We start from the raw sequence: 17,233 nt of genomic DNA on the forward strand, positions 1-17,233 counted from the left end.
TTCGAAGAAATTATAATCCACTTGTTCAGCGTTTGTCAACGCTTTCTCTTTCAATAAGGGAATAATCCATGACTGTCACTTGTTCTACCGTTTTATGTTCTACCAGCCGTACAATATTTTGCGCTGCAACACGTCCAGCCTCCATATACGGATATTGAACAGTAGTTAGCGCAGGGTGAATGACCTCTGTAATATCGTATCCCCCAAAGCCAGTTACCGATAAATCCGACGGAATGGTAATGCCTTTGGAATATGCCGCGTTGATTACCCCAAGGGCAATATTATCCGTAGCACACACCATTAACGATGGCTTGAATTGGTCCAAAATAGCGGATGCCGCAAGCCGTGCATCAGACATTTTAAACCCGGTCTCATAGTACCTGATATCGTATCCTGCCGCTTGCATCGCCTCGTCCGTATAACACGCAGCAGGTACCGCATCGCGAACGGCCTTCCTAAAGCCCTCTTTGCGCTGCACACCGACAGCAACGTCCCTTTCAGTAACACCGACGTAGGCAATTTCACGGTGGCCCTGTGACAGGACATATGCACCGATATCATATCCGGCACGATAATCATCATGGATAAGGCTATGGATCTGCTCATGTTGCTGGCCCACCAGCAATACCGGAATACTGATGTCTTGAATCGCGGTCAGATGGTCGTCTGTAATTTGAGCAGCCAGCAGAATGATGCCTGAAATTTTTTGCCGTGCGAACTCATAGATCGCCTCAATTTCACGTTTTACATCCTGACTCGTATTGGAGATCAGCATCTGATAATGCTGGGAACGCAGTTCCTCATCAATCCCCATTAACGTATGGGATGTCGCAAAAGAATCCAGCCGTGGCACGACGGTTCCGATAATGTTGGTTCGTTTTGCCTTCAGACTTTGGGCAAACGTATTGGGCACATACCCCGTGGCCTTGACCACCTTTTCAATTTTACGCCTCGTATCTAGGCTGACAGACCCGCCGTTCAAAAAACGGGATACCGTGCTCTTGGATACACCGGCCATTTGGGCTATATCTGCAATCGTCTTATTCATGAGGTCCCCCGGAGATTTTCATTTTCATAAGCGTCCAAAACTTCTTATTTCATATAATTCTATAATACCATATGGCGGGATTGGATTGCTGTAGCCCCAGATTCATCCTACACAATAAGCCGTCCCTTCCATAAAGAAGGAAACGGCGTTTTATGATGGACTGAATTTTAAAAATCAAAGTTATCCGGGTCTGGACCTACCCGAAGATTGGCATTTAATGCCTGAATTCGATCCATATCCTCATGCGTCAATTCAAAGTCAAAAATATCGGCATTTTCGACGATTCGATGCGCCTTGGTGGACTTGGGAATAGTGACGACTCCCTGCTGTACATCCCAGCGTAAAATCACTTGAGCCACCGATTTACCGTGCTTGTTCGCTATGTCTTGCAGCACCGGATGATCGAGCAATTGACCTTGCATGAGCGGAGACCAGGCCTCCATTTGGATGTTGTTCTTTTGACAGAATTGCAGCAGCTCGGCTTGAGTTAATTGCGGGTGGAATTCCACCTGATTGACCATTGGCTTGATTTCTGCATCCTTCATAAGATCTTCCAAATGGTGAATTTGGAAGTTGCTGACTCCGATGGCCTTAATCCGTCCTTCTTTGTACAAGGACTCCAAAGCTCTCCAGGCTTCTTTGTACTTGCCTTGAACCGGCCAATGAATCAAATATAGATCCAAATATTCCAGTCCCAACTTGTTCAGGCTTGCTTCATAAGCTGCTCGTGTCTCTTCATAGCCTAAATCTGCATTCCACACTTTGGACGTGACGAACAGATCTTCTCTGGACAGATTATTCTCTGAGAGGGCTTCCTGAATAGCCTGTCCCACACTGTTTTCATTCGCATAGATTGCCGCTGTATCTATACTGCGGTAGCCATGTTTTACAGCAGCCTTCACAGCATTCACCAGTTCTGAACCTTCCTCCACTTTAAATACCCCGATACCAAACCAAGGCATGCGGACTCCGTTGTGCAATGTTGTTGTGCTTTGTAGGTTTTGTGTCATTTTGTATCTTCCTCTCTATTTTTTAAAAGTTTTAGCCTACCAAGGCGGTTGTATCCCTTTTTTCGAGCATACGACTCCAGGCTGTCAGTAGAACCGCAACAAAAACCATTACCCCACCGACCCAAGTCGTATGCATGAGACCCAGTGAATCCGTCACAATTCCTCCCACATATGCTCCGATTGCGATCCCTGCGTTAAAAGCCGCAATATTAACAGCAGAGGCGACATCGACAGCTTTGGGTGCAAAACGTTCGGCTAACATAACTACATACACCTGTAGACCAGGCACATTCATAAACGCAAGCAATCCCATAAAGAAAATCGTCAACAGGCTTGCCGTTTGAAATGGCACGGTAAACCACAGCAGAAACAGGATCACAGCTTGAATCAGAAACATGTAAAATAAAGCTGAAAGCGGTCTGCGATTCGCAGCTTTTCCACCAATAACATTCCCGATAGCAATGGCGATTCCATACAATAAGAGAATGAACGTTACCGTATTTTGCTTAAAACCGGTTATGTCGTGAAGTAATGGAGATAAATAAGTAAACACGACGAACGTGCCCCCATATCCCAAGGCAGTAATGATGAATGCAAGTAGCAAGCGACCATTCGTAACCAGTTTGACCTGCTCGCCAAAAGGTGTCTTGTTCCCTTTTCGAAGCGTAGAGGGCAGCAGAATCAGATTGGCAATGAGGGCCACAATACCGACGACCACAATGGCCATAAATGCAGCCCGCCAACCCCATTGCTGCCCAACATAGGTACCCAACGGTACACCTGTGACAGTGGCAACGGTCAAGCCGGAGAACATAATCGAAATTGCACTCGCCCGCCGATCATCCGGAACAAGATCGGCTGCAATGGTGGACCCGATGGACATGAACACTCCATGGGAGAACGCCGAAATGACACGTGCGATCAGCAGCAGGGTGATGCCACTAGAGACCGCAGCAAGGCTGTTGCCTGCTATAAACACAATCATGATCCACAGCAGCAGCGTTTTACGAGGAACACTTGATGTTATTGAGGTTAACACAGGTGCCCCAATGGTAACCCCTAATGCATACAGCGTTACAGTTAGTGCGGACATCGTTACGGATATGTGCAAGTCTTCAGCGATCAGGGGAAGCAGTCCTACGCTGATGAACTCAGTGGTCCCAATGGCAAAGGCGCTTACGGCTAAAGCCAGCAATGGCCAGATACTTCGTTTGGATTCTGGCGACATGTTTTTCACTCCTATCTATAGTAATCTTCGACCAGCAGATGTTATTATGAGTTATTCAATCCATTATGAACAGTACGTACTTTTTAGTGATATAGGTACCAAAAAGTACCCTAGACGCGACATACACGGAGGGATCGGCATTGGGAAAGAAGAAATACAATATCTCTGTTGAGGCGACATTAGAGGTGATCGGAGGAAAATGGAAATGTGTGATTCTGTGTCATTTGACCCATGGGAAAATGCGGACAAGTGAATTAAAGCGAATGATGCCTTCCATAACACAAAAAATGCTGACTCAGCAGCTGCGTGAATTAGAGGAGGATGGCATTGTCAATCGGATTAGCTATAATCAGGTTCCACCCAAAGTGGAGTATGAGCTAAGTGAATATGGATGTAGTTTGAAAAGCATTTTAGATTCTCTGTGTGCTTGGGGAGAAAGACATATTATTAAAGAATACGGAGATAAATCCGCGGTTTTGGAGGATAATATTCTGAATAAGCTGTAAAGCGAAAAAAAGCGTCTGCACTAGATCAGCAGACGCTTTCTCTCTCTTACAATTCCAAGAGTTACGAATTGGACATCATTTTATTTTGTGAAATCAATGACCATGCGTCCTTGGATTTTGCCATGCTCCATCTCTTCGAAGATTTCATTGATGTCTTCAAGCGGACGCTTTTGTACAAGAGGAACAACTTTACCTTCTGCAGCGAACTGGAACGCTTCTTTAAGGTCCTCACGAGTACCGACCAAGGAGCCGATTACTTGAATGCCGTCCAGAACCAGACGCGGAATATCGAGATCCATCTTATCGGTTGGAAGACCTACAGCTACGACACGCGCGCCAGCCTTCACAACGTCAATGGCTTGGTTGAAAGGTGTTTTAGCAACAGCAGTAACCACAGTTGCATCCAGACCAGCACCGTTCGTTAATTCCTTAGCTCGGACGACTGGATCTTCTTTCATGCTGTTAACAATATAGTCAGCACCAATTTTTTTGGCCAGTTCGAGTTTTTCATCACTGATGTCAAACGCTACAACTTTAGCATTGAACACATTTTTTGCGTATTGTACAGCCAGGTTACCCAAGCCGCCGATACCGAAAATACCGATCCATTGTCCTGGTCTGATATCACTTACTTTAACTGCTTTATATGTTGTAACCCCTGCGCAAGTTACACTACTCGCAGCGGCAGGATCAAGATTATCTGGTACTTTAACCGCATAGTCAGCTGTGACAATACATTGTTCTGCCATTGCACCGTCTACCGTATATCCGGCATTTTTAACTTCACGACACAAAGTTTCCCGTCCGGTTAAACAATATTCGCAGTGACCGCAGCTTTCGAACATCCAGGCAATACTTACGCGATCGCCAATTTTAAGACTGGTTACTCCTTCACCTAATTCAATGACTTTCCCAATACCTTCATGTCCCAGCACTCTGCCTGTGACATCACCGAAATCTGCATTTTTTACGTGTAAATCTGTGTGGCAAACCCCACAATATTCAACTTGGACTAACGCTTCTCCATGTTTCAGGGAGCGCAAAGGTTTCTCTTCTACACTAACTTTCTTGTCTTTTGTAACAATTGCTGCTTTCATGTAGATCTCTCCTTTGAGTGGATATGGAATTATTTTGTAATACACACCCCACTATTATAGTTACTTCCCCCAAAGAGGACAAACAAATAATTTCAACACTCCAGTATTCTCTCAGCACTCCAGTAATAATAAGCAACCATTTCTACCTTTTTCCTAAGTCCTTGTACCCTTGCAGGAACTTTGTACAATAATTTACAATGTAAAAAGTTTCACATACTCTATTCGGAAGAAGGATAAAGAAATATGAAAAAACAATGGAGAGGTTGCTTGTTCAGCATATTTTCCGTGATCTTGGCATTGTCAGTAACAGGATGTACAGCACCATCTGCCACTTCTAGTACTAGCACTTCATCGTCATCAGCTAACAACGCACATGCAGTTGTTCACAAAAGTCCGCACTGGTCCTACGAAGGGGAGGAAGGACCTGAGCATTGGGGGGAGCTGGAAAAGGATTTTGTCGCTTGTGGTCATGGTCAGGAACAGTCTCCCATCAATATAGAGCATTCCCATCTGGAGGCTTCGCATACGCAGCAGCCGTTACAGGTTCATTATTCAACCACTAAAGTATCCATACTAAATAATGGACATACCGTCCAAGTTAATGCTGCTAGTCCCAGCAATAATATTGTCGTGGACGGCACTACATTCACCTTAAAGCAATTTCATTTTCACCATCCAAGTGAACACCAAATAGACGGCAAAAATGCTGAAATGGAGCTTCATTTTGTTCACCAAAGCGACAACGGAAGCACAGCTGTCTTAGGCGTTCTTATACAAAGTGGCAAAGAAAACAAAGCCTTCAATCGCATTTGGTCCAAACTGCCCAAGGACATTTCTCAAGAAGCGAACTTGGAGGGAGAAATCAATCTTGCCACGCTGCTGCCAAAGGACCTGCACTCCGTTCGCTATAACGGGTCGCTGACTACTCCACCATGCACAGAGCATGTGAATTGGACGGTATTAGACCAGCCTATTGAAATGTCCGCAGACCAAATCAATCAGTTTGCTGCCATTTTTCCCGACAACCATCGACCTGTACAACAACTGGGAACCCGTGAGCTGAAGACCGATAAATAATAAAATATAGTGCCCTAAGTATAAGGCGGTTTCTATTTCTAAATACAAACAGAAGCCCCCTCTGTTCACCTAATTAGAGGAGGCTTCTTGTTATTAAAGCTATTGCCTACTTACATTCGTTATAATCGCACCAGTTGCTCCACCTTCACCGGCAGACCTGTACGCATGGAGCGGTTGGCGGCGATGCCTGTTAAAATGGACCATGCGCCGTCGATATGGGAGGCCGCACGATGAAACCGATCCTCTGCCGGCTTATCAAAAATGTCCCGCAGCATGACTGGGTCTCCTCCGCCATGTCCCCCCACGCCTTCCTCTACTTCGACCTCATAAGGTGCTGCAAAGTGAGGATAGATCGTGATGGTTTTCTCCTTTAGCGCCCCCTCATCTGCCTTGCTACCACCAGAATTGACATAGGATTGCTCGGATACTCGCACCTCCATCCGTCCCTTGGTGCCGTTAAACACGATGATAAAGCCCTCCCAAGGCATATAAGCGTTCAGTGAGTAGTTCATTACCGTTTTATTTTGATACTTCACCATGACACTGAGCGTATCCTCGATGCTGATATTGTCGCCAAATACGCTTTGGTCCCGCACGTACCCATCCTCATGCTCCGCATCCAGATACATGTTTTTTAGATGCTCGTTACGATCCAAATGTAAGGCAAACGGGTCATTTTCCGCCGCCTTGCTGCCATAAGCTCGTTGGTAAAACTCTGTCACGCCACGCTGCTCCGCATTCTCCCGGCCATAAAATTTCAGATCACCCAGCGCATACACCGTCTCCGGCTTTGAGCCAAGCCAAAAGTTCATTAGGTCAAAATGATGTGTCGATTTGTGCACCAGCAGACCGCCGCTATTGCGCTTATCCCGGTGCCAGCGGCGGAAATAATCGGCGCCATGCTGGGTGTTCAGCAGCCATTCAAAATTGACTGACAAGATGTCACCCAGCGTCCCGTCCATAATAACCTCACGGATTTTCGTATTATGCGGGGCATAACGATAGTTAAAGGTGACACGTAGCTTCCGTCCCGTGCGGTCTATGGCATCCAGAATATCTTGGCATTTGTCCTCATCGACTGTCATTGGCTTCTCGGAAATAACATCACAGCCCAGCTCCATCGCCCGGATAATATACCGATGATGCACCCGGTCAATGGTGGTGACGATGACGATATCCGGCTTCGCCTCTGCGATCATCCGGTCAAATTCGTGAGCTTTATAGGTTGGAATTGACTGGTGCTCGTATTTCTCCTGCAACAGCCGATTGGCATAGTCCATTCTCGTCTGGTTGACGTCACAGAACGCGACCAGCTCTGATGTATCTTTGAAAACGGTAACAACTTCACCGTAAAAAAATTCTGCTCTTCCTCCGGTGCCCACAAGTGCATATTTGATTTTAGCCAATAGGTTCACACCCTTTACATGAATTACTTATATTTTATAGTATAAGAAAGAGCTAAATCTTCGCTTTTATTGTGAATTCGTCCCAAAAGTATACATATATTATCCTCATGAATACTTTCATAAAGGAGAACGCTGCTATGATCGTCACACCCCTTTTTGCCATTGAGCAAGCGCTTCGGATGGTGCCGTTTAGCATGTCTGCCGACCATGTCCATCAAGCTTATGAAATCTATTATCTGCTGGCAGGAGAGCGCTACTACTACATTAATCAGCGTGTATACGCGCTACAAAAAGGCGATCTGATCTGGATCAGCAAACATGATTTCCACCGTACAAGCAACAAAGGGAGCGGCAGTCATGAGCGAATCTTGATCAACTTTGATGAAGCGTTTATAGCCCCGCCTACGTCTGTCACGCCATCGGGTGAACAGAGCCACCTGCTTTTGCCTGAAAAAAGCTTCTTGCTTCGCCCCTCCGTGGATGAACAACGCGAGCTGGAGCAGCTGTTCCAGCAAATGCTGGATGAATACCATCAAGAGCATGCCTACCGCCATATGTATCTTCAAAGCCTGCTGCTCCAGTTGCTGATCCGAATCCGCCGCATACAATCAACGGCTCCTGACACCATAGCGCCGGAACGCAGCGAGAAGCAACAGCGCGTATACTCGGTGATTGAGTATCTGCATACCCACTATGCCGAGAAGCTGTCGTTGGAGCAGCTAGCAGGCCATTTTTATATTAGCAGCACATATTTATGCCGCATCTTCAAGCAGACCACAGGCTTTACGTTGGTCGAGTATCTTCAGGATGTACGGGTCCAGCAGGCTCGGGCCTATTTGAAGGAAACGAACTGGAAAGTGACCGCCATTGCTGAAAAAACGGGCTTTGACAGCATTGCTCACTTTGGCCGTGTATTCAAGCATTTCACCGGGCGTACTCCGTTACAGTACCGGAAAGCACACAAAAAGGAGTAGGGAAAACGCCCCTACCCCTTGATGCCTGTTAAGGTAATGCCTTCAATAATTTGCTTTTGGGCGATGACGTAAACGATCAGCACCGGGACGACGGAGATGGTGGTGCCTGCCATCATCAGCGACCAGTCGGCGGTATATAGGCCTTTGAAATTGTTGAGCAGAAGCGGAACCGTAAATTTCTCCGGTGTATTGAGATAGATCAGCGGATCAAGAAAGCTGTTCCAGGCACCCAAAAAGGTGAAAATCCCGATCGCCGCTAATGCCGGGCGAATGAGTGGCAAAATGACACCCCAGTAAATCCGAATGTATCCCGCCCCGTCCATAACTGCTGCTTCCTCCAGATCACGCGGAATACCCATGACGAATTGACGGAGCAGAAAAACCGCGAATGCATTAAACAAAGCTCCAGGTACGATTAGCGACCAATGCGTATCCAGCCAGCCGATACGATCCATCACCAAGTATAACGGAATCATCGTTACCTGCTTAGGCACCATCATCGTAGCGAGGAACAAAATAAACAATATATTCGAGCCCGGAAAACGGATTTTAGCAAAGGCATACGCCGCCATAGACGCGCTAATCAGGGTCGCTGTCACGATGATAAACGTAATGTAAAAGCTGTTCATGTACGCCTGCACGAAGGGCATGGCCTCCAGTGAAGCCGGATAGTTGCTCCATACAAACGGATCGGGAATCCATTGCGGCGGAACGACAAAAATTTGAGAGATATCCTTTAGCGAACTGAGGATGGTCCACAGAAATGGAAAAAACATAATTAAAGAGCCTACAGCGAGCAGCACATGGCGCAGGAACACCCTGCCTCTGCGACTAATCTCCATAGTGTACCCACCTCTTTTGCATTTTAAATTGCAGCAGTGTAAATATGAGAATAATCACGAACAAAATCATTGCCGCTGCCGCACTTTCTCCCATCGTGAAATCAATGAACGCCTGATCGTAAATGTGATACACGAGCGTATAGCTTGCTTTGGCCGGTCCGCCGTTCGTCATGACGAACGCCTGATCGAACACCTGAAAAGAGCTGATGACCATCATAATGGTCACAAAAAAGGTCGTTGGCGACAATAGCGGCAATGTAATATACCTTAGCTGCTGGAACTTACTGGCCCCGTCGATTTCGGCTGCCTCGTAATAGCTTTTGGAGATGCCCTGGAGCCCTGCCAAAAAAATGACCATGTTGTACCCCAGCCCCAGCCATATGCTAAGCAGAGCAATCGACGGGATCACCCATTGTGTATCGGTAAGCCACATCGGGCCTGTAATTCCAATCGCTCGCAGCAAGTGGTTTAAAATGCCGAATTCGCCGTTCAGTATCCACATCCAGATGACCCCAACCGATACCGAGCTGGTTACGACAGGCATGAAAAAGAACAAGCGATAGATTTCCCTGCCCTTCACTTTATTGAGCACGATGGCTACGAGCAGAGCCAACACAATTCCCGCCGGGATGACCAGCACCATATAGTACATCGTATTGATGAGTGCCTTCCAAAAATCAGGATCAGACAATTGGCCTCTAAAATTGTCCAAGCCGACAAACAAGGGCACTCCAAAACCATCCCAATTGACAAAGCTTAAGTACAACGCATACAGCAAAGGCAGCAGCGAAAAACATAACAGACCCAGAAACTGGGGGCCAATGAATAGATAGCCCCACAGCGCTTGATGCTTTTTCTGCATCTTGTCACTCTCCTCCCCGGTCACGGCGCATCCTGTGTTTACTTGACCGCCTTGGATATGATCTGGTTCAACTTCTCAATGGTTGTCGCAGCATCCTGCTTGCCCAGGAACATCAGGTCAATGGTTTCCGTAATATCGGAGTTCAGCCCTGGCACCTGTGCATCATACGCCAATGCAGAACCATGAGCATGCCCTTTATCACGTCCCTCAGTCAGATAGCCCGAGTGCTCAATTGTCGCCTTTTTCATGATGCTCTCATCTGCGGCAGCAAGCGTACCCATGGCATTGCCGCCTTCCACCAGCCGCGCCTCCTGCCCTTTCACAGAGACGTAGAATGCTGCCAGCTTCATGGCCTCTTGCACATGCGGACTATTTTTGTTTACAGCTACATAAGCAACCGGGATAGCAACAGGCTCATTTTTACCGGTGTTGGAGGGCCAATAGATATAGTCAAAGTCAAGGCTTTTATTTTGGCTAAACAAGGGCTCCAGCCATCTCCCCGCTGCCAGCATGCCTACCTGATTGGACATGAACATGGCATCTGCCCCCTGTCCTTTGGGAAGCGAGCCAAGATATACCGCATTTCCCTTTTTCACCATATCGTACATAAAAGTAAAGGCTTCCTTACCCTTTTCATTGTGGTCCAGCACATACTTGCCTTGTTCATCAAAGATCCGGCCGCCATTCGACCACACCCATGAATACCAGTGAGCCCACCAGTTTTCCGCAATATAGCCCTGCTTTCCGGCTGCCTTCAGCTTGGATGTAACCTCCTCAAAGGCGTCCCAGTTCCACTTGCCCTCATCATAGTATTCCTGCGGTGTCTTCACGCCTGCTTCCTTAAATACCTTTTTGTTGTAGTACATGACCATCGGGTTGGAGTCAGGAGTGACCCCATAGATTTCCCCATCACGCTTGGCTGGACCCCATAATCCTTCCGGAAAATCCTCAGCTTTTACATCACTTGCCTCACTTTTTAAAAATTCGCTCAAAGGCTGCACCTGCTTTGCTCTGATCAAACGTGCAATCGTCGGTTCATAGGAATAAAAGACATCCGGTCCGCGACTTCCCTGTAGCTGTGTCAACAGCTTTTGCTCATATTGGTCTCCCGGTACAGGTACCAGCTTAACCTCGATATTCGGATTCTCCTTTTCAAATGCATCCAATGCCCGCTGATACACCTTCACCTCCGCAGGATTACCCCATGCCTGCATCGTAAGCCGCACTTTTTGCCCATCAGTATTGTCCACTTTGGGAGAAGTGCTGCATGCTGCTGCAAGTAAAAACAGAACGCTGAGGAAAAAACCAATCTTTATCCAGCTCATGTAATTGTCCACCTTAACCGCCTCCTATAGCTTCGCATCGTTGTATGTCATCGTTATTTTGAAGCGCTTACAAAACTTTCCCTATCATCATATGTAGAAGGAGAAAGCGCGATATCCCCATTTTCATTTTTATATAAATTTTTTTCTTTTGAGTGGGTCTGATATGACAGCAACCAAGAGAAAGGCACCACGAAACGTAAAGGGCTGCACAACAAAAAAAAGAAGAATGCAGAGCACCTGCTTTCTTCTTTCGTATTCCTACAGTTATGATTCCGTTTACTATGAATTTATTAGCATCTTTTCAAATGTGTTATAGCCATTCGTTTCGCCTATATAAGTATAGCCGCATTGTTTGTAAAACCCGCTAAGCTTGTCATTGCCTGCAATACAATCTAGCCGGATTCGATCTTTGCCTGCGAAGCGGATGCCTTGCTCAATCCACTGCATGAGCTCACGGCCCAGTCCCTTCCCAGTGTTATCACGATCGACAACCAAACGATGCAGATATACGGAAGTTCCTCCGTCGGAATTCGTCTCGTCTAATCCCCACAACTTACAATCCCAAGCACTGGGTTGCTGCTGCAAGATCACTGCGCCTGCCAAGCGATGATCCTCTGAGGTTCGGAACACAACCACTTCTCCGCGTGCAATAGCTCCGCCCATATTGTGGTCATCTTCTCCTTTTAGTAATTTGCCCCATTGCGTGGAACCCTTGCTGTGCAGCCATCTAGCCGTCTTTAAAATTAATTCGTGAATCTCAGCCTGATCTTCAGCACTTGCCTGAAAAGCTGTTAATCCTGGTTTGACGGATGATTCGACAATAGTCATTGATGTCATGCTGCACCTCAACCCTCTGATTTTATTTATGTATAAAATATAGCATAAAAAAGAGAGTCTGATGATCTGCAAATAGGCTTCAGAATTTACCACTTTTAGGCATAGGACTTTTCTTCCATTCTCTCCACATCATAAAGATCAAAAAGGGTATACCGATGCAGACCAGCACCGGGGTTAAGGGCAACCCAACCGGCTCATGGATTCTAGCGGAAATGACTGGTTGGCGATGCAAAGCGATTAGCTGTTCGTAATTGTAAAAGAGTTCCTGAAATGGCCAGACATCCCCCGAGCAATAACATATCCAAGGCAAATGGCATACGAGTTTGGTATACAACTTCCTTTAATAGGGGATCTGGATTTGAAGAAAACAACACTTCCCATAACTCTGCATAGCTGATAGGAATTATACCTGTGACTAGCGATAGGAACAAACTAAAGATCAATAATGCAAACCCTGTAACCAGAGTCAAAACTATTCTTTGTGGTTACTTTTTTCGGTCATATATGGTGAAAAATGTAACCTTTCTAATCATTTCAACTGATGCTATTCGTATGGGAAAAGATGAAGCGGAATCGTATTAAAAAACGAGCTGACCTCCCGTCAGCTCGTTTCAATTCCTGGTAAAGTGTGTTGCTCCATATTCACAATTTAATTCGTCTGTGTAGCAGGCACAATGCGGTACAATCCTGTAGTATCGCCAGTCGCAAAACGTACTTCCTGGATGACCCAGCCTAAAGACAGTACCTGCTTCAGCCGATCATACTCAGCCTGCGTCAGTTCGGAAGTGACAGCTTCGTTTCCTTCCTCCAAAGACAGCTCAGGCTCACGTCCAAGCGCCACGGCAATCCACGTACGAAGGCCACGGATCGTATTATATTTGATCTGATACCCGTCTGTTACCGCGCTGACAAACACCTCCGGCTCTTTGGCCAACAGCCCGGTGGCAAGCTCCGCATAATCAAACTGCCCGTCCGTTGGCAGCTCATTTTGCTGCACCCGACGGATGAGTTCCTCAGGGGACCAGCCTAATGAACGTAAAGATTCCAGCATGAGCGCATCCCACTGGGAAATACGTACTCTTTTCGTCGATTCAGTCATCGTTTTTTACCTCCTATAGGGAATATACACCATGCAACCGAGCTTAACCTAACAGCTAACCGGGTACGCCACATAATGCCCGGGACTAATTTCTTTCAGCTCGCCGGTATCGCTGCTGTCCTTGTCCCATACCCATGAACCATCGGGTTGGGCCAAGCTATGCTGCCGCTCTCCGACTGCTCTCGGATCAGGCACAGGGATGGAGGAGAGCAGCGCTTGCGTGTAGGGGTGAGCAGGCTGCTCATACAGTTCATCTGCATCGGCTACCTCCACCAACCGTCCATGGTACATCACGCCGATTCGGTCCGAAATATGCCGCACCATCGACAAGTCGTGAGCGATGAACAGATATGTCAGCCCGAACTCCTGCTGGAGATCCTCCAGCGTGTTAATGACCTGCGCCTGGATGGACACATCCAGGGCCGAAATCGGTTCATCACAGACGATGAACTCGGGATTTACGGACAAGGCACGAGCGATGGAAATCCGCTGGCGTTGTCCGCCGCTAAATTCGTGCGAATAGCGGTACAGGTGCTCCCGCTTTAGCCCTACCTTCTCCAGTAAAGCCACTACGGCATCCTTACGCTCACTGCCCTGATGCAGCCTGTGAATATCCATCGGCTCACCAATCAGGTCAAGCACGTTCATGCCCGGATTAAGCGAGGAGTACGGGTCCTGAAAAATGCTCTGAATACGCCGACGCAGCGGCTTGAGCTGTTTGTCGTTCAGCTTGGAAATATCCTGACCGTCAAAGCGTACTGTACCTTCCGTATAATCGTATAACCGTGTCAGGCAGCGTCCAACCGTCGATTTGCCGCTACCGGACTCACCGACCAGTCCGAACGTCTCGCCGCGCTTGATTTGGAAGCTTACGCCATCAACCGCCTTGAGCACTTCGGAGCTACGACCTAACAAATCTTTTGCGGTCACAAAATGCTTCTTGAGCTGGTGTACCTCCACTAAGGGCTGATCCTCACCCGCCACATGGTTGGCCTCTCTCAACGCTTCATTCACCGTCATTCCCCTCCTCTGCACGGTCCGCTTCGGACGTCTCGTAGACTCCGGCAGGCACAGCGTCCGGCTCGTTCAGCCAGCAGGCTGCTCGCTGGTCTGGGCGCAGCTCCACCATCGGCGGTCGCTCCACACAGCGAGCAAACGCGTGCGGACACCGTTCCATGAACGGACAGCCTGAAGGCGGGTTCAGCAGATCCGGGGGCGTGCCCTCAATCGGCACCAGTCGCTCACGGAAGCCGTTCGTACGCTGGGGTACAGAACGCAGCAGACCCTGCGTATATGGATGGCCCGGACGATAAAAGATATCGTCCACACGCCCCTCCTCCATCACCATGCCGCCATACATCACGATGACACGGCTGCACACCTGAGCGACAACGCCCAGATCATGGGTGATCAGGGCAATCGCCATATCGGATTGCTGCTTCAGCGTCTTGAGCAGCTCCAGGATTTGCGCCTGAATCGTCACGTCCAGCGCCGTAGTTGGCTCATCTGCAATCAGCAGCTCCGGGCTGCACGAGAGCGCCATCGCGATCATCACCCGCTGACGCATCCCTCCGCTGAATTGATGCGGATATTGATTCATCCGGCGCTCCGGTTCAGTAATACCTACCTGTCGCAGTAGCTCCACAGCTGCCTGCGTAGCCGCTTCCTTGCTCAGTCCTCGATGCCTGCGAATCACCTCGACCAGGTGATAGCCTACTTTTTTGACTGGATTCAGTGAAGTCATCGGGTCCTGAAATACCATTGCGATTTGGTTACCGCGTATTTTACGCCATTGTTTTTCTGTCAGCGCGGTCAAGCTTTCTCCACGGTAACGGATATCACCGTGCAGCCGCTTGCCGGGTGGGGCAATCATCGACATGATTGCTTTCGCCGTAACGCTTTTGCCGCTACCCGATTCTCCTACAATTCCTACCGTTTCTCCAGCATCAATATGAAAGCTGACCCCTCGAACGGCCTGATTCTCCCCCTCACGAGTGAAAAACGAGACCTCCAGCTGTTCGACGGACAGCAGATGTTCTGTCATTGTGTTTTCGCCCCTTCCTGTCGCTCCTGGAGCCATGGGTAATGGATCTATGCTGTGAATCATCGTTTTACTAATTTGGGTTCAAAGCCTACACGCAGTACATCCCCCAATACATTAAAGCTCAACACGGTCAGTAAAATAAGCAATCCCGGAAACAATGCCATATACGGCGCCTGTGCAATATAACCTTGGGCATTATTCAGCATGCTGCCCCACGTAGCGTTCGGCAGTTGGACACCAAAGCCGAGAAAGCTCAGTGATGATTCCATCATAATGGCTGAAGCGATATTGTTCGTTGCTCCTACAATAATGACTGGAATCAGATTGGGTACGATGTGCTTCAGAATAATGCCAAATGTACTTTGTCCGGAAGCCTTGGCATAAAGCACATACTCCCGTTCACGCAGTGTCATCGTCTCTGCCCGCACCACCCGGGCAATATTCATCCACATGAGCAAGGCGATAATGACAATGATGTTGCCAACGCCCGGCTTCAAAAACACACTAAGCAGCAATATAACCAGAAAAGACGGAATGGACATGATCAGCTCCAAAATCCGCATAAGCAGATTGTCAATCCACCCGCCAAAATAGCCGCTCACAATGCCTACCACTGCGCCAATACTGGTTGCAATAATCATGGAGGCAAAGCCCACCAGCAATGATACACGACCGCCATACAGCGCTCTTGTGAAATAGTCCCGACCGTAATCGTCTGTTCCAAACCAGTGTGCGCCTCCCGGTGGCTGGAGGCGGTCAAGTACGTTCAGCTTATTCGGGTCCTGCGGCGATAAAAATGCGAAAATCGCTCCCAGCGAGAATACGATCAATAGTATGAGGGCGACGGCGCCCATTTTGCTCGTCATCAGCTCGATCCCGATGTTGCGCCATTTGCTCCGATTCATGTTTTCACCTCGTTGATTTAATTCTCGGGTCCGCCATGCTGTACAAGATATCTGCCAGCAGATTGCCCAGGATCAGCAGCAAAGCGGAAAATAAAGTAATCCCCATAATGACAGGGTAATCCATTCCTTTTACAGCCGTCATGCCCAGCGAGCCAATGCCCGGCCAGGAAAATACCGTCTCCGTCACAATGGCTCCCGCTACCAGATCGGCAACCGACATACCAAGCAGCGTAATGATGGGCAGCAGCACATGCTTGAGCACATGTCGGAACAACACCAGTCGCTGTCCAGACCCGAACGCGTACTGTATCTGCACGTACTCTTCCTTAAGCTGCGTAATCGTGCTGGAACGGATGTACCTCACATATACAGACAGAAAGCCAAAGGCCAGTACAAAACATGGCAAAATTCCATGCTTGATCACATCCAGCACCGAGTCCGTTCCGATCGTACGCATCCCTGTGCTTGGAAGCCAATGCAAATAAATCGCAAATAGATAAATAAGCAAAATGCCGAGCCAGAACAACGGAACCGAAATGCCGATGTACGACATTAGATTAATCAGCTTGTCGATCCAGCGATTCCGATTGGCCGCAGCAATCAAACCAAGTGGAATTGCAATCAACACAGCGAGTATGATGGAGGCGCCCATTAAACCCGCTGTGGCCGGGAGACGGTCGAGAATCTGATCCAGTACAGGCTGATGATTAATTAGCGAGTAACCTAGATCACCTGTCAGGCTTTTTTTAAGCCACAATATGTACTGTACATAAGCGGGCTGGTCCAGCCCCAAGCTATGCCTCATTCGTTCGATATCTTCCAGATGCATATTCGGTGTAACAAAAGAGAGAACCGGATCACCTGGAGCCAGCTTGATCAAGCCGAAGCAGACGATGGACACAAAAAATAGCATCGGTATAACTTGCAGCAACCTTCTGGCGATGAGTTGTCTCATACGTTTTCCTTCCCCTTG

General features: G+C 48.0%; 18 protein-coding genes. 3 read left to right on the forward strand and 15 right to left on the reverse strand.

Going from position 1 to position 17,233, the window contains the following annotated elements:
- Positions 1–25 precede the first annotated feature (25 nt).
- The 3 genes from ABEW32_RS14120 to ABEW32_RS14130 form a co-directional block, all read right to left on the reverse strand.
- Complete coding sequence (locus ABEW32_RS14120) at positions 26–1,048, reverse strand: LacI family DNA-binding transcriptional regulator (protein WP_430188597.1); 1,023 nt, start codon at positions 1,046–1,048, stop codon at positions 26–28.
- A gap of 167 nt (positions 1,049–1,215) precedes the next feature.
- A complete protein-coding gene (locus tag ABEW32_RS14125) occupies positions 1,216–2,058 on the reverse strand; it encodes an aldo/keto reductase (RefSeq protein WP_430188599.1) in 843 nt (280 codons plus the stop codon).
- Positions 2,059–2,089: 31 nt separating this feature from the next.
- Entirely contained in the window at positions 2,090–3,286 is a 1,197-nt protein-coding gene (locus ABEW32_RS14130) for an MFS transporter (protein WP_430188601.1), read from the reverse strand.
- A gap of 140 nt (positions 3,287–3,426) precedes the next feature.
- On the opposite strand from ABEW32_RS14130, the gene ABEW32_RS14135 reads away from it, so the two are divergent.
- Complete coding sequence (locus tag ABEW32_RS14135; protein ID WP_013368959.1) at positions 3,427–3,792, forward strand: winged helix-turn-helix transcriptional regulator; 366 nt, start codon at positions 3,427–3,429, stop codon at positions 3,790–3,792.
- Positions 3,793–3,872: 80 nt separating this feature from the next.
- Here ABEW32_RS14135 and adhP read toward each other — a convergent pair whose 3' ends face one another.
- On the reverse strand, positions 3,873–4,889 hold the full coding sequence (adhP, locus tag ABEW32_RS14140) for an alcohol dehydrogenase AdhP (RefSeq protein WP_430188603.1): 1,017 nt from the start codon (positions 4,887–4,889) through the stop codon (positions 3,873–3,875).
- A gap of 243 nt (positions 4,890–5,132) precedes the next feature.
- On the opposite strand from adhP, the gene ABEW32_RS14145 reads away from it, so the two are divergent.
- A complete protein-coding gene (locus tag ABEW32_RS14145) occupies positions 5,133–5,966 on the forward strand; it encodes a carbonic anhydrase (protein ID WP_430188605.1) in 834 nt (277 codons plus the stop codon).
- A gap of 119 nt (positions 5,967–6,085) precedes the next feature.
- Here the strand turns inward: ABEW32_RS14145 and ABEW32_RS14150 are convergent, their stop codons facing one another.
- Positions 6,086–7,372, reverse strand: a complete 1,287-nt coding sequence (locus tag ABEW32_RS14150; protein ID WP_430188606.1) for a Gfo/Idh/MocA family protein — start codon at positions 7,370–7,372, stop codon at positions 6,086–6,088.
- Positions 7,373–7,509: 137 nt separating this feature from the next.
- Between ABEW32_RS14150 and ABEW32_RS14155 the strand changes: the two genes are divergently transcribed.
- The gene (locus ABEW32_RS14155; protein ID WP_430188608.1) at positions 7,510–8,346 is read left to right on the forward strand and encodes a helix-turn-helix transcriptional regulator; all 837 of its coding nucleotides are present in this window, start codon (positions 7,510–7,512) and stop codon (positions 8,344–8,346) included.
- A gap of 11 nt (positions 8,347–8,357) precedes the next feature.
- Here ABEW32_RS14155 and ABEW32_RS14160 read toward each other — a convergent pair whose 3' ends face one another.
- From ABEW32_RS14160 to ABEW32_RS14205, 10 genes are all read right to left on the reverse strand, one after another.
- Positions 8,358–9,188, reverse strand: coding sequence for a carbohydrate ABC transporter permease (locus ABEW32_RS14160; RefSeq protein ID WP_430188610.1), 831 nt, complete (start codon positions 9,186–9,188; stop codon positions 8,358–8,360).
- Positions 9,178–10,050: a carbohydrate ABC transporter permease gene (locus tag ABEW32_RS14165; RefSeq protein ID WP_430188612.1), complete on the reverse strand. Its 873-nt coding sequence runs from the start codon at positions 10,048–10,050 to the stop codon at positions 9,178–9,180. Before ABEW32_RS14165 ends, ABEW32_RS14160 begins: the two co-directional genes overlap by 11 nt.
- Positions 10,051–10,088: 38 nt before the next feature.
- Positions 10,089–11,387, reverse strand: a complete 1,299-nt coding sequence (locus ABEW32_RS14170; RefSeq protein ID WP_430188614.1) for an ABC transporter substrate-binding protein — start codon at positions 11,385–11,387, stop codon at positions 10,089–10,091.
- Between the two features lie 267 nt (positions 11,388–11,654).
- On the reverse strand, positions 11,655–12,212 hold the full coding sequence (locus ABEW32_RS14175) for a GNAT family N-acetyltransferase (RefSeq protein ID WP_430188616.1): 558 nt from the start codon (positions 12,210–12,212) through the stop codon (positions 11,655–11,657).
- 203 nt (positions 12,213–12,415) lie between these two features.
- Complete coding sequence (locus tag ABEW32_RS14180) at positions 12,416–12,682, reverse strand: iron chelate uptake ABC transporter family permease subunit (RefSeq protein ID WP_430188618.1); 267 nt, start codon at positions 12,680–12,682, stop codon at positions 12,416–12,418.
- Positions 12,683–12,861: 179 nt separating this feature from the next.
- Entirely contained in the window at positions 12,862–13,311 is a 450-nt protein-coding gene (locus ABEW32_RS14185) for a hypothetical protein (RefSeq protein WP_430188619.1), read from the reverse strand.
- 48 nt (positions 13,312–13,359) lie between these two features.
- Positions 13,360–14,331, reverse strand: a complete 972-nt coding sequence (locus ABEW32_RS14190) for an ABC transporter ATP-binding protein (protein WP_430188621.1) — start codon at positions 14,329–14,331, stop codon at positions 13,360–13,362.
- Positions 14,318–15,355, reverse strand: a complete 1,038-nt coding sequence (locus tag ABEW32_RS14195; RefSeq protein ID WP_430188623.1) for an ABC transporter ATP-binding protein — start codon at positions 15,353–15,355, stop codon at positions 14,318–14,320. The genes ABEW32_RS14190 and ABEW32_RS14195 overlap by 14 nt, the downstream gene beginning before the upstream one ends.
- A 59-nt stretch (positions 15,356–15,414) precedes the next feature.
- On the reverse strand, positions 15,415–16,260 hold the full coding sequence (locus ABEW32_RS14200) for an ABC transporter permease (RefSeq protein ID WP_430188625.1): 846 nt from the start codon (positions 16,258–16,260) through the stop codon (positions 15,415–15,417).
- Between the two features lie 4 nt (positions 16,261–16,264).
- Positions 16,265–17,215: an ABC transporter permease gene (locus ABEW32_RS14205; protein ID WP_016820190.1), complete on the reverse strand. Its 951-nt coding sequence runs from the start codon at positions 17,213–17,215 to the stop codon at positions 16,265–16,267.
- Positions 17,216–17,233: the final 18 nt, after the last annotated feature.

It is taken from the genome of Paenibacillus jamilae, from assembly GCF_050482105.1.
Classification (GTDB): Bacteria; Bacillota; Bacilli; order Paenibacillales; family Paenibacillaceae; genus Paenibacillus; species Paenibacillus jamilae_B.

What these genes read in the sequence shown, in the direction of transcription:
- ABEW32_RS14190 (WP_430188621.1), bottom strand. Translation starts at nt 14,331, where the DNA reads ATGACGGTGAATGAAGCGTTGAGAGAGGCCAACCATGTGGCGGGTGAG.
- adhP (WP_430188603.1), bottom strand. Translation starts at nt 4,889, where the DNA reads ATGAAAGCAGCAATTGTTACAAAAGACAAGAAAGTTAGTGTAGAAGAG.
- ABEW32_RS14200 (WP_430188625.1), bottom strand. Translation starts at nt 16,260, where the DNA reads ATGAATCGGAGCAAATGGCGCAACATCGGGATCGAGCTGATGACGAGC.
- ABEW32_RS14185 (WP_430188619.1), bottom strand. Translation starts at nt 13,311, where the DNA reads ATGACTGAATCGACGAAAAGAGTACGTATTTCCCAGTGGGATGCGCTC.
- ABEW32_RS14120 (WP_430188597.1), bottom strand. Translation starts at nt 1,048, where the DNA reads ATGAATAAGACGATTGCAGATATAGCCCAAATGGCCGGTGTATCCAAG.
- ABEW32_RS14145 (WP_430188605.1), top strand. Translation starts at nt 5,133, where the DNA reads ATGAAAAAACAATGGAGAGGTTGCTTGTTCAGCATATTTTCCGTGATC.
- ABEW32_RS14175 (WP_430188616.1), bottom strand. Translation starts at nt 12,212, where the DNA reads ATGACATCAATGACTATTGTCGAATCATCCGTCAAACCAGGATTAACA.
- ABEW32_RS14160 (WP_430188610.1), bottom strand. Translation starts at nt 9,188, where the DNA reads ATGGAGATTAGTCGCAGAGGCAGGGTGTTCCTGCGCCATGTGCTGCTC.
- ABEW32_RS14155 (WP_430188608.1), top strand. Translation starts at nt 7,510, where the DNA reads ATGATCGTCACACCCCTTTTTGCCATTGAGCAAGCGCTTCGGATGGTG.
- ABEW32_RS14195 (WP_430188623.1), bottom strand. Translation starts at nt 15,355, where the DNA reads ATGACAGAACATCTGCTGTCCGTCGAACAGCTGGAGGTCTCGTTTTTC.
- ABEW32_RS14130 (WP_430188601.1), bottom strand. Translation starts at nt 3,286, where the DNA reads ATGTCGCCAGAATCCAAACGAAGTATCTGGCCATTGCTGGCTTTAGCC.
- ABEW32_RS14205 (WP_016820190.1), bottom strand. Translation starts at nt 17,215, where the DNA reads ATGAGACAACTCATCGCCAGAAGGTTGCTGCAAGTTATACCGATGCTA.
- ABEW32_RS14165 (WP_430188612.1), bottom strand. Translation starts at nt 10,050, where the DNA reads ATGCAGAAAAAGCATCAAGCGCTGTGGGGCTATCTATTCATTGGCCCC.
- ABEW32_RS14125 (WP_430188599.1), bottom strand. Translation starts at nt 2,058, where the DNA reads ATGACACAAAACCTACAAAGCACAACAACATTGCACAACGGAGTCCGC.